This window comes from Flavobacteriales bacterium (genome assembly GCA_025210805.1).
Taxonomy (GTDB): Bacteria; Bacteroidota; Bacteroidia; order Flavobacteriales; family CAJXXR01; genus JAOAQX01.
This window is the reverse complement of the sequence record JAOAQX010000028.1, coordinates 37,539-49,847: the sequence shown is the minus strand read 5'-3', so window position 1 is coordinate 49,847 and position 12,309 is coordinate 37,539. Positions and strand designations below refer to the sequence as shown.

Sequence of the window (12,309 nt, the reverse complement as noted above, 5' to 3'; positions counted from 1 at the left end):
CTATAGAAATTTTTGTTTTTCTATAGGTTTACAGTAATTATAAAACCATATCTCAATATTAAAGCTCTAAAAATCACAAACTATTCACGGACAAATTTTCTAAAAATGGGTAAAAAAGTGGTGCTAGCGTGATAACCATGCCTAAAAAAACGCAAGGTATCATTCTTAATATTCACCTCATTGATAAGGGTTGCGTCTGAATTTATTTGATTTGGAAAAATCAAATCCCCAGATTTTGAGTTGCTTAAAGTATAAGTTCCCTCGGCAGTCTGAGAACCCGAAGGGTTTTTCCAAGTAAATTCTAAATCTTGAGTAAATACCAAAGCATCTTTTATGAATATTTCATCGTTTTGACTAGGTTGATAAATAGCCTCCTCTCCATCAAAACCTACCTTTGTGCTATAAAGCTTCCACTCCCCTATAAATTCATTATTGGGGTTTAGCTCTTCTTTTGAACAAGACATGGTTAAGATACTTATGAATATACTGAGTAAAATTGTTTTTGTTTTCATATTTTAAAGTTTTGTAAAGTTAATCATATCTGAAACAACTCCATCAATTACAAGTACTGGGTTAAGACTAATTGAGCAAATTACCCCATTTACCACAGATATATTTTCATTCGAATAATCTTTATATTTATCATAATCAGCTATTATACCGATTACGTGCTAAAATTACCCACTTATTTCACTGCGTTTACAACTGGCTTTTAGCAATGTATCGGCATTATACCTATGAGTAAATTTACACCATAAATGGTATTACCTGTGCTTTTAACAGATGTAGGTGCAAATAGTAAAAAAACAGTAAATACTTGATTATCTATTTCATTTTTATAAAAAATTAATCCCCCTACTTCTTGATAAAAAGGGTTTCGGATTAGCCTCCTATTAATTATTCCACAATACCTAAAACCCGCTAGGATTGTTGAAAGGTTCAATCTACTGACAAGTTATTTTACAAGTTCCGCAACCGAAGAAACCTCCATCATAATGATAGGCCTTTAATTCTTCTCCGCAAATTCTTTGAACTGATTTTTCACAATTCTTTCTTTGATTCATAGATAAATAGACATTTGCAAATAACAATGAAAATGTTATAGACAAAATCCAATAAAGTACTCGTTTCTTACTCATCTTTTTTTAATTTTTAATTGAAAGGCTCTATGCAACTATAATCTCAATCTCCATTACCACATACTCCTCCTTCGTATTTATAACTTAACACGCCATGAGGAAAGTGAGACTTATAATTCGTTCTTCCTTAATCTACCCTTTCTTTTGATTATCAAAAATTAACCAAATAACAACAACAATAAAAACTTATATTCGATAAATAATAATACTTCACCGATAAGTAACCGAATAATAAAAGGATAACAAAAAAAACTATAGAAATTTTTGTTTTTTTTCTATAGGTTTTAATTCAAAATCATTTTACGATACTAAAATACCACTAACGACTTACCAAAGCCGATACCCAACCCTAAAAGAAAAAAGAAATGGACTGGTTTCCACATCGGCAGAACCGAACTTTTGTACTACATTATCTATTTGATAATCCAGATAATAACTGGTCTTAAAACGGTATTTAGGACTATAAGACGCTTCTAACTCATAGATCATCCTTGGAAACTCAAACTGAAAACCCAGTAAGGGAGCATATTCGAATAGGTGTTCTATATTGGGTTGTATATCTCGAATTATATACTCCTCCTTGTGCCCTAAGAAAATATAACCTACAGTAGATGCTGCACCTCTTCTATCGACAACCAATGAAGAGTTTATTCCAAGTTTCGCATTTAACGTAAATCTATTGTTTGTATAAAGCTCTCTAATAATTGATACAGGGGCATTCAAGCGAATTCCATTTACGTGAGTATCAAAAGCATTAAAACTATAATCATCAGTAAACTGTGACTTTAATCCTCTACGTGAAACTACTAAATTACAATGCACACTAAGATTAAGTCCCACTGAATAGAACCATTTATCGGAGAAATTTCTTTGATAATCTAATCCTATAGCTCCCGAAAAAGCAGGCAGTATATTTGGATGGAAATCTCCTTGAATATTACTTTTCTTTCCGTCTCCTCTAAGCTCTATATTTAACTTCGTGTAAATGGCGTATTTCTTCTCGTCTCCGAAAGATTGGGCATAAGCTTGACTACAAATGAGAAATACTAATATTAAAAGGTTTCGATAGAGCATGTATTCTTTTATTTAATAATTAACTACAACATCAATAACGTATTAACATTTGTTTTATTATTAAAAACTGAGATCACACAAACTATTCACGGACAAATTTTCTAAAGAATGGAAAAACATTGGCGTTAGCGTCATAGCTATATCTAAAAAAATGCAAAGTGTCATTTTTAATATTTACCTCATTAATAACAGTTCCACCTAAATTAACTTGGTACGGAAAAATCAAATCCCCAGATTTTGGATTGCTTAAAGTATAAACCCCCTCTTCCGAAAGAGAACCTGAAAGGTTTTTCCAAGTAAATTCTAAATCTTGAGTAAATATCAAAGCATCTTTAGTGACAGTTTCATTGCTTTGACTAGCTTGATAAACAGACTCCTCTCCATCAAAACCTACTTTTGTGCTATAAAGCTTCCATTTCCCAATAAATTCATTATTGGGGTTTAGCTCTTCTTTTGAACAAGATATGCTTAAGATACTTATTAGTATACTGAGCAAAAACGATGTCAATAAAATTTTCTTCATAATATATTTGTAAAAACTCACATATCTCTTGATAAAAAGGAGTTTTGGGTTATACATTCTTTAATCAAGTAAGATTTCAAAAGCTTAAGAATAATCGCTCTTATACCATTTACGGTGTTAATTTACTCAAAGGTTTCAGTCTCTTTTTCGGGGTATTTCGTTGTGTAACATCCCCCTTCCCCCCTTCAAAGGGGGCTTATATTTATGAGTGAAATAACACCGTAGACGGTATTATTCTTTAATATACCGCTCATTAAAGATTAGCAATGATCCACCGCCATCATAATTAGCAAAGTGTTCTAAAAACAAAGTATCTCCTTCTACGTAAAACCAGCAGGAATAAGAATCCTCTCTGCCAGAAAATGAAACACGAGCACCACTTTGAGTGATATTTTCTAGAACGCAAGTGGTATCGGGTAATATACTGCAAACTTGAAATTCAATACCGAAATCTGAAGCGATTTCCAACCTACAGACTGAGTTCTCGGGATAGTGATATCCTGACCCAATGTTAACACTATTAAGTTTCCACTTCCCAATAAATTCATTATTGGGGTTTAGCTTTTCTTTTGAACAAGACATGGTTAAGATACTTATGAATATACTGAGTAAAATTGTTTTTGTTTTCATATTCTCTTCCAATTATAGGCTATTCTTCACTAAGGATTTTCTGTTTATTATTCGTACAAGCTATTTCACATTTACCATAACCGAAAAAGCCTCCTTGATATTTGTAGGACATCAGCCGACCTTCGCAAGTCTCTATTGCGCTTTCTTTATAATTCTTCATTTGTGTAAATGACGAATACAGATGTGCAACCGCAAGGAAAAGAAAAGCGACTAATACAGTTAGAATCTTCTTTTTCATATTTCATATATTCATTTGATTATCTATCAAATATACGTTAAAAAAACTACTTAAAATCCTGCATAAAATTATCAATAACTTGTGTAAAAACAGAATCAACTCCTAATCCGCCAGCCGAAACGATGGAACCGAATGAAAGCGTGGCTACATTTTTTCGTTTTAGAAACACGATATCTCCTCCTCCTTGATTGGGATTTACACCTTTTGCCAAAATCTCAATATTTTTTGGAGAATATTTTGATACTTTATCTGTTTCTCCTCCACATATTGCCTGACCATGAGCGCCTTTTTGCCCAAACAATTGACCGTTTTTTACATGGGTATTTCTAAATAGTTGATGACTTTCATTTAACACCTCATAAGGAGCAAATGTTTTATAACCTTTAGTATCAAACGCATTTCCTAAAATTCTTGCTTCTGAAATAAGTCCGTTCCTCCACAAGCCACCTGGCTCATCACTGTCTTTATAAAATGAACCATCTTTTCTACAAAATATTTCGTCGTACTCTTTATTCCATTTTACTTTCCAATAAAGCTGGTTTCCTCCTAAGGAAAGAATATTTCTATCTTTTGTTATTTTTATAAAATTACTCATCATTTTGGGTGAAAAATACTCACAATGATGAGCCAATACTAAAGTTTTTGATTCCATAAATGCTTCTTGCCTATTTTCCAACCAATAATCTGGTAATATTCTTGCTCCCCACTGCTCATTAAACCACTCAAAAGTATGCGCCAACATTCCTATATCATGACCTTTATTTTTGGGCTCAAAACAAATAGAATTCAAAGGACGATGCGTACTAAGAGAATAGACATTTTGAGAATCGATACCGTTTCTATAAAATGATTTACCTCCGTAAGAATTATAAGCATGCCAGGTAGAAAATGGAGCAATTACAACCACAGGCTTGGGATCTTTATCAACAATCACTAATGGAATTTCAAATGTGTGTTTTCCCTTTAGTTCTAATTTATAAACACCTGATCTCAAATTCTCGCAAGGAATCAAAAGCTTTGCCTTTTTCCAAAACCAATCAATTTCTTCTATTTTTTTAATCTTGTAGTTCTTACCGACTTTGAATAAACTGATTTCGCTTAATAGCTCTTTACCCTCAATAATAAACACCGCTGTATCTAGTGGAAAACAGAACATATTTCTTACATATCCAGATGGTCGCACTTCTTTCATATTATCTTCCGCCACGAAACTCACGGTGGCAGTAGATCTTTTTTTTGCCTCACGTTTCATCCATTCCCAAAAACGCTCCTCGCCTCCGAGTTCTTCTTGTAATTTCTGCCAAGTAATATGAAATTCTTTAGGTAAAATAGTTTGCTTATCCATCAATTCTATCATCTGATCTGAACCTGCATACACTACAATAGAATCATAGGGAATGGGTTTAAAATAACGAATATGATAATCATCTATTAAATCGTACAAAAAAGCAAAAAAGACATATTGTGGCAACTCCAAACTCTCATTTGACTTCTCCAGTTTGACCTCTAATTCATCAGCAAAAGCTAGTTGTTTTGCCTCGTTATGAACATAGAAACGGATCTTCCCGTTTGAAATATGCTCCGGTACTCGAACACGAATACTTAACTGTCTCCAAGCTCCCACACTTATTGTACCTTCTCTTGATTTTACATAATGTGTTTTCCAATTTCCATCTGCAACTAAACCTATATTTGAATTATTATTATCTCTAACAAAAACACTTGCACTTACAAGCTCACCAGCTTTAAGATCTTCAATATCTAAGGTAAGACCATAAGGGGATTTTTCACTAACACCTACTGAAGAATCCGATCTAAAACCTACCGAATCGACAATATTCCCTATGGAATAATCAGAGCCGTGACATTCTATCAGTGCTTTGTTTGCACTCAAGAAATAGTCTCCCTTTGAACCGCATGAAAAAAGCACAAAAACTAATACATATACTTGTATTCTAAAAAAAAACTTCATTTTATCTCCTTATATTTTGTTAGGAATTGACTTATACCTATTATTTTAGATAATATTTTACCCTCTAATAAATTCTAAACTTTTAATATGCTCTCTTATATACTTCAACAACGAATAAATATTCAACATATTATTCCTTTCACCAAAAAATAACGATTGGAAACTAGATATTTTTCATCAATATTGAATTAGCTCATACATTTTACCTTGAGTTAATTTATATGGCGTATTTTTGCCAAGATTTATTGAAAACCATTCTTATGCCTGAAATCAAAAATGCTAATTTCATAAAAAGCAGCACCGAACTAAAGGACTGTCCTACACCTCATTTGCCAGAATATGTATTCATTGGACGATCTAATGTGGGTAAATCCTCTTTGATTAATATGCTTTGTAATCATAAAAAATTGGCAAAAACATCTAGTACACCAGGTAAAACCACTTTGATTAATCATTTTTTGATTGATGATTCTTGGTATCTAGTAGATTTACCAGGTTATGGCTATGCCCGAACGTCAAAAGTAAATCGTGCGGCTTACAAGAAGATGATTTTCAACTATATTGAAAACAGGAGAAACTTGGTCAATGTGTTTGTACTGGTAGATAGCCGGCATACACCTCAACAAGTAGATCTTGAATTTATGGAATGGCTAGGTAAAAAACGTGTTCCTTTTAGTTTGGTTTTCACAAAACTGGATAAATTATCAAGTTCTGAATTAGTGAAAAACCTTCAAAAATATACCCGAAAATTTTTAGAACACTGGGAATCATTACCCAAAACATTTAGAACCTCCTCTATTGCTCAAACGGGAAAAGATGACCTTACTTCATACATCCAAGACCTCAATGAGCAAGTAGCTGATCATATATTAGAATCTTACCAAGCATCTAAAAAACAATAAAACGCAATGAAGTCTATAGAAAACAGAAAGGCTTTTCTGGAGCAAATAATTCAGCTGATAGAACAAGAAAGCAATCAAGAGATAAGGGATCTTATTTGCGAGTTGCACCATGCTGATATTGCCGAAATTTTAGATGATCTAAATTTTAATAAAGCCAAATATGTTTTCACTTTACTAGATGAAGAGATTGCTGCAAATATTCTTACAGACCTTGAGGAAGATGTAAGAGAAAAACTATTGAGCGAACTCAGTTCTGAGGAAATTGCCCGAAGTTTTATAGACAACCTAAACACCGATGACGCTGCCGATGTAATCAACGAGCTGGAAGAAGAACAAAAAGGTGAGGTTCTTTCTCATATTGAAGACAAAGAGCATGCAAGTGATATTGCAGATCTTCTTTCTTATGATGAAGATACAGCAGGTGGAATCATGGAAAAAGAGATCATTATGGCCCGGCTAGAATGGTCTGTTCAACAGTGTCTCAAAGAAATACGCCAGCAAGCTATTGATGTTGAAAAAATTTACACCATCTACGTAGTAGATGAATTCAATGAACTCAAAGGAATTCTTTCTTTAAGAATCCTTCTTCTCTCTGCTGACAATACTCTTGTTGCCGATATTTTTAATCCAAAAGTAATATCGGCGAAAGCCAAAAATAAGGCAGAAGACATTGCTCAAATCATGGAAAAATACGAATTGGTAGCCTTACCAATTGTAGATGAACTCAACCGTCTGATAGGGAGAGTAACCATAGATGATGCCGTAGAAGTACTAAGAGAAGAAGCTGAAAAGGATTATCAAATGGCGGCAGGTTTGGCAGATGATATTGAGTCTGATGACAGTATAAAAGATATCACAAAAGCACGCTTACCTTGGCTTCTTATAGGTCTTATTGGAGGATTATTAGGTGCTGAAGTAATGGAATATTTTGGGATCGAAAAACATATTGAATTAGCTTTCTTTGCCCCTCTTATAGCTGCTATGGGAGGAAATGTAGGCGTTCAATCGGCTGCAATTATCGTTCAAGGATTGGCTGGAAATAATCTGGGAAGACAAACTACTGCCCAAAGAATGTTTAAAGAAACTATTATTGCATTAATTAACGGAGTGGTATTAGCCATATTAGCTTATTTTGCTTCTTATTTTATCATCGGAGACTGGCAATTCTCTAAGGTATTAGCCTTGGCATTGGTAGCGGTAATAATTTTTGCAGCACTTTTCGGGACATTAGTTCCGCTTACGCTTAATAAATTTAAAATTGACCCAGCACTTGCTACTGGGCCTTTTATAACTACCGCCAATGATATTTTTGGATTGTGTATCTATTTTCTTTTGGCAAAAATGATGTTGGGTGGGGTTTAATAAGTTCGCTTTAATCTTTCCCGAATACCTTTAAGACTCCATTCTGTCAAAAGTTCACCATCTCTATAAACTTCTTTCAAAGCCCCTTTATTTTCCTCCTCCCAAGAAACTTGATCTACCAATTTATACACACCATTAACTTGACTTACATGAAGTAAACCTTTCGCTGAGGTTTTTGTCCCGTCATCTGTAATTGGGTTTTTATAGATCTCTCTTGCTGCTCCTTTTACCTCGCCATAAGTAGCTTTCATTGCAAAACCAAAAGTATCTCTGGTATTGTATTGATAAGTAAAAGAACCAATTCCCAAAACCACATTGGTAGATGCAAAGCCTTTATTTTTCAATCGTTCACAAATATTCTCTGCCCTTTCCAAGGTAATGCTATCACCATAAATTGCACCAATTTGCGAGTTAAGCTCTTTAAAACCTTTTTTATTAATGTGCCCTCCAAAAGTATCCCAAAGTAATTCCACAACTCCTTTTCGAACCTCCTCACTATCGCCGTCGGGATTTCCACATAAAATATCTACAGGATCACCACTATCGGGTCTTATTACAACTTTTCCATCTCTAGCTAATACTTCCTTTTTCAAATTTGGTAGATATTCTGTTAATACCTTCCATAGATCCCAAGTATCTGATACAATTGATACGACTCCCGTAGGATAAACTTCCGTTATCAATCTCTTAAAGGTTCCTTGTTCATCAGCATTGGTACCCATACACATTACTGAATGCTCTGTTGCAGGCACAGAACCTCCTATAATTTCTTCATCGGAATTTGCTAAATAATAATTTTCCAAGAAATCTATTGCAGGAATTGTATCAGTCCCAAAAAAGCTTAATAAATGACCCGAAGAACTCATCATTGATGCTTCAACACCTGCCATACCTCGCATTGAAAAATCATGCCCTTGCCAATCGACAAAATCTAAATTGGAAGATGTAATTTCTGCATATTTCTGTAAAATCCCTCTATATTCTCTTGCAATAGTAGCCGAATTACACATCATCCAAATAGTTGTTGAGAGTATCGTTTCAAAATAATTCGTTAGCCAAAAAAACTCAGGCTTGGTATTAAAAATAGTAAGCATTGGAACTCGAAGTGGAACAAGAGCACCCTCAGGAAGCGCTTTTATAACGATCGGAAGATATCCAAGATCATGCAATGCCTCTATATGATCAATCCCCACATTATTTTCTCCCAAATAGTTATTAATCCTTCTTTGATATTGCTTTGTTATTTCTTCTTTGGGCAAATTGAAAAAATTTTTATTAAAATCTTCAATCATATATTTTTTGATAAAATATTGCAAACCAAAAAACACCACTTTATCCACTCCCGATATTCTACTTTTTCTTGGTGTCCAGTTTGAATAAACCAAGGTTGTTCCTTCTGGATATTGTCTTCGATGATCTACTTTGTAACCATCTGTCATCAATAATGAATTCATAGCTTTTCTATTTTAAAATATTAGACAACTCTATTTGAACAAGACGCTTGCTTTCATAAGAGAAATCAGCAAAAGAGTTTGTGTAAAACACCTTCTCGTAATGTTCAAATAATACATCAAAACCTTTACTAAATATTCCATGACTCACAGCTAAAAATAACTTTCCAGCATTTTTCTTTTTCAATTCTTTTGCAATACCTATAAAAGTTCCTCCCCCATCACAAATATCATCAATAATCAAACAGTCTTTTCCTTCTAAATCATCAGCAATCACCTGAAAACCGTTGAGCTTTCCTGTCTTTAAATCTCTTTTTTTTAAACAATAAATTGGGTTTCGACTTTCAACATCAGTCACAATCTTATTAACTTTTTTGATAGAACCTGCATCTGGAGCCACAAGTAAAGGAATACTTCCTATTTCATTCATCACTCGCTTTGCAAAACTTCTATTATCTATAATATTACAACGATCAATAAGCGCAGGAGCTACATCGGAATGCGGATCAAAAATCGTTACTTTACTGAAAGACATAGAATTTATAAGACATGCATACACACTAGATGTTAATGGCTCTCCATTCACAACAACCCTATCCTGCCTAGCACCGGGTAGATAAGGTATAAATAATTCAATATCAGCAACATTACTTCTCCTTAGTGCATCCACAGCAACTAGCAACAGCCCCATATCTTGAAAATTACAAGCTCTTATTGTAATCAAAACTTTATCAATCAAACTAAGGTCTGATACAATACGTATATGTGGTTCACCACCAGGAAAAACAAAACTCTCATACACAAGAGCATTATTTTCTCCAAAGGGCTTAAAATTTGTATCTAAGTTCAATATCATTTTGCGTATGTTTTACACAAATGTATATATTTTCAGAAACACAATGAAATTTTTAATGTGTATTTTTTACACAAACTTTATTTCTAAGTAAAATCCACTACGCTCTAATCTCTCATAAACCTCTTTATCAAAGCAATAAATTTTAGCAGGACGACCAGGTTTGTTTACATTTTTTTTATTCGTATCCTTAATAAAGTCATAACTTAAAAGCTTTTTTCTAAAATTTCTTCTATCGATATCTTCACCTAGTATAACATGATACAACTGCTCAAGATCCGAAAAAGGAAATTCACGATCCAAAAGCTCAAACCCTATTGGTTGATATCGAATTTTGCTACGTAAACGCTCTAAACCTACTTGGATAATATCTTTGTGGTCAAATGCTAAATTTGGAATATCATCAAGTGTAAACCAACACGCATCACTGGCATCCGTATCTGCTTTAATCACAAAGTTTGAAGGATTAATTAATCCTAGATGAGCAACCGACACGACTCTACCTCTAGGGTCTCTATCTATTGACCCAAAGGTATATAACTGTTCAAGAAAAGAAATAGAAACTCCTGTTTCTTCTTGTAGCTCTCTTACTACAGCAGATGGAAGCGACTCTTCATCCTTAACAAATCCACCAGGAAGTGCCCATTTTCCTTTTTGCTCACCAAATTTTTGCTTGATTAAAAGGATATGCAACATCTTCTCTTTATATCCAAAAACAACAGCATCTACAGCAAGCTTAATATTTTGCATTGGTAACATAATGTGTACTTTTTACACAAAAATATTCTTTAAAAGAGACAATTACCAAATAATCGTGATTTATTTTTTACTAATCATCACCATATAACCACCCACTTTTTCATCAAAAAAACTTATATTTGAGTTCTCGAAAAAATAATTATGAAGAAGATTATTAAGTCAAGTTTATTCTTTAGCCTTATTCTATTTGCGGTTTTTGCCGAGTCTTGTGAGACCAAAGACTGTGTAAAGTGTACTAAATACTATAAAGCTTATGATGCCGTAGAAGACACTTTATTATTTGCTGCAAATGGTCAAACAGTAGATATCCCCGAAGGAACAAAACTCTATTGCGATGAGCAATATGATGCCATAAAAAACATAGATAAAGAAACAGAAACTGCTCTTATTCCCGCATTATATCCCGTGATGATTCGAAAAGAATACTTTTACGAGTGTGAGTAGAAAAACGTATAAAATCATGAAAGTATTATTTATTGATGAAGTACATGATTATCTTGAAAAAACCCTTGTAAAGCAAGGGTTTTCTTGTTTTCATGATTATTTTTCTTCTAAAGAAGAAATTCAAGCAAAAGCAAAAGATTATGAAGGGCTTGTGATTCGCTCTAGAATTCCACTAGATAAAGATTTCTTGGAATCCAATGCGCATTTAAAATTCATTGCTCGCTCTGGATCGGGTATGGAAAATATAGACCTTGCAACCGCAGAAAAAATCGGGATAAAATGCTTTAACGCACCTTATGCAAACAAAAATGCGGTTGCCGAACATGTAATAGGTATGCTGCTTTCTCTTTTTAATAATCTAAACAATGGAGATATTGAAATAAGAAATGGCGTATGGCAAAGAGAAGCCAACCGTGGTATTGAAATCATGGGAAAAACCATCGGAATTATTGGATATGGAAATAATGGTAGTGCTTTAGCTGAAAAACTTCGTTCTTTTGGATGTCGTATTCTTGCTTATGATAAATATAAAGCAGGTTTTGGAAATGACTTTGTGGAGGAATCAAACATGGAAGAAATTTTTGAAAACGCCGATATCCTAAGTCTGCATATCCCACAAAATGAAGAAACCATTAGCCTTGTTGATGACGCCTACCTGAATTCCTTCAAAAAAGAAATCTTTTTAGTAAACACAGCTAGGGGAAAAATAGTGAAGACAGAATCGCTTGCACTAGCAATTAAAAAAGGGAAAGTTTTAGGTGCTTGTTTAGATGTTTTAGAATCTGAAAAGTCCTCGTTTAAAAACATTTTTCATGGGAAAACTTCGTTTGGACTTCAAGAGCTTCTCAAGAGTAATAGGGTGATTTTCTCCCCGCATGTGGCAGGATGGAGTAAAGAATCCTACCTCAGATTATCCCAATCTTTAGCTAGACAAATTTTATTGCATTTTTCTTAAACTTGAA

13 protein-coding genes are annotated in these 12,309 nt (G+C 33.7%); 4 read left to right on the top strand and 9 right to left on the bottom strand.

The window, feature by feature from the left end:
* Positions 1 to 80 precede the first annotated feature (80 nt).
* The 6 genes from N4A45_11010 to N4A45_10985 all read right to left on the bottom strand — a co-directional run bounded on the left by N4A45_11010 (position 81) and on the right by N4A45_10985 (position 5,576).
* Positions 81 to 512: a hypothetical protein gene (locus N4A45_11010; protein ID MCT4665752.1), complete on the bottom strand. Its 432-nt coding sequence runs from the start codon at positions 510 to 512 to the stop codon at positions 81 to 83.
* Positions 513 to 944: 432 nt separating this feature from the next.
* On the bottom strand, positions 945 to 1,139 hold the full coding sequence (locus N4A45_11005) for a hypothetical protein (protein MCT4665751.1): 195 nt from the start codon (positions 1,137 to 1,139) through the stop codon (positions 945 to 947).
* A 327-nt stretch (positions 1,140 to 1,466) separates the two neighbouring features.
* Positions 1,467 to 2,213 carry a hypothetical protein gene (locus N4A45_11000; protein ID MCT4665750.1) on the bottom strand — a complete coding sequence of 249 codons (747 nt, stop codon included), beginning with the start codon at positions 2,211 to 2,213 and terminating at the stop codon, positions 1,467 to 1,469.
* Between the two features lie 82 nt (positions 2,214 to 2,295).
* The gene (locus N4A45_10995) at positions 2,296 to 2,736 is read right to left on the bottom strand and encodes a hypothetical protein (protein MCT4665749.1); all 441 of its coding nucleotides are present in this window, start codon (positions 2,734 to 2,736) and stop codon (positions 2,296 to 2,298) included.
* Between the two features lie 231 nt (positions 2,737 to 2,967).
* Positions 2,968 to 3,366, bottom strand: a complete 399-nt coding sequence (locus tag N4A45_10990) for a hypothetical protein (protein ID MCT4665748.1) — start codon at positions 3,364 to 3,366, stop codon at positions 2,968 to 2,970.
* 284 nt (positions 3,367 to 3,650) lie between these two features.
* Complete coding sequence (locus N4A45_10985; GenBank protein MCT4665747.1) at positions 3,651 to 5,576, bottom strand: hypothetical protein; 1,926 nt, start codon at positions 5,574 to 5,576, stop codon at positions 3,651 to 3,653.
* A gap of 260 nt (positions 5,577 to 5,836) precedes the next feature.
* Between N4A45_10985 and yihA the strand changes: the two genes are divergently transcribed.
* Positions 5,837 to 6,478, top strand: a complete 642-nt coding sequence (gene yihA / locus N4A45_10980; protein ID MCT4665746.1) for a ribosome biogenesis GTP-binding protein YihA/YsxC — start codon at positions 5,837 to 5,839, stop codon at positions 6,476 to 6,478.
* A 6-nt stretch (positions 6,479 to 6,484) separates the two neighbouring features.
* On the top strand, positions 6,485 to 7,840 hold the full coding sequence (gene mgtE, locus N4A45_10975) for a magnesium transporter (protein ID MCT4665745.1): 1,356 nt from the start codon (positions 6,485 to 6,487) through the stop codon (positions 7,838 to 7,840).
* On the opposite strand, the gene N4A45_10970 is transcribed toward mgtE, so the two are convergent.
* The 3 genes from N4A45_10970 to N4A45_10960 form a co-directional block, all read right to left on the bottom strand.
* Positions 7,837 to 9,294, bottom strand: a complete 1,458-nt coding sequence (locus N4A45_10970; protein ID MCT4665744.1) for a nicotinate phosphoribosyltransferase — start codon at positions 9,292 to 9,294, stop codon at positions 7,837 to 7,839. The two genes, mgtE and N4A45_10970, sit on opposite strands and share 4 nt — an antisense overlap.
* Positions 9,295 to 9,301: 7 nt before the next feature.
* Positions 9,302 to 10,147: a ribose-phosphate diphosphokinase gene (gene prs, locus N4A45_10965; GenBank protein MCT4665743.1), complete on the bottom strand. Its 846-nt coding sequence runs from the start codon at positions 10,145 to 10,147 to the stop codon at positions 9,302 to 9,304.
* A 66-nt stretch (positions 10,148 to 10,213) separates the two neighbouring features.
* Positions 10,214 to 10,903, bottom strand: a complete 690-nt coding sequence (locus N4A45_10960) for an NUDIX hydrolase (protein MCT4665742.1) — start codon at positions 10,901 to 10,903, stop codon at positions 10,214 to 10,216.
* Positions 10,904 to 11,044: 141 nt separating this feature from the next.
* On the opposite strand from N4A45_10960, the gene N4A45_10955 reads away from it, so the two are divergent.
* Both N4A45_10955 and N4A45_10950 read left to right on the top strand, forming a co-directional pair.
* A complete protein-coding gene (locus tag N4A45_10955; protein MCT4665741.1) occupies positions 11,045 to 11,347 on the top strand; it encodes a hypothetical protein in 303 nt (100 codons plus the stop codon).
* Between the two features lie 16 nt (positions 11,348 to 11,363).
* On the top strand, positions 11,364 to 12,302 hold the full coding sequence (locus N4A45_10950) for an NAD(P)-binding domain-containing protein (GenBank protein ID MCT4665740.1): 939 nt from the start codon (positions 11,364 to 11,366) through the stop codon (positions 12,300 to 12,302).
* Positions 12,303 to 12,309: the final 7 nt, after the last annotated feature.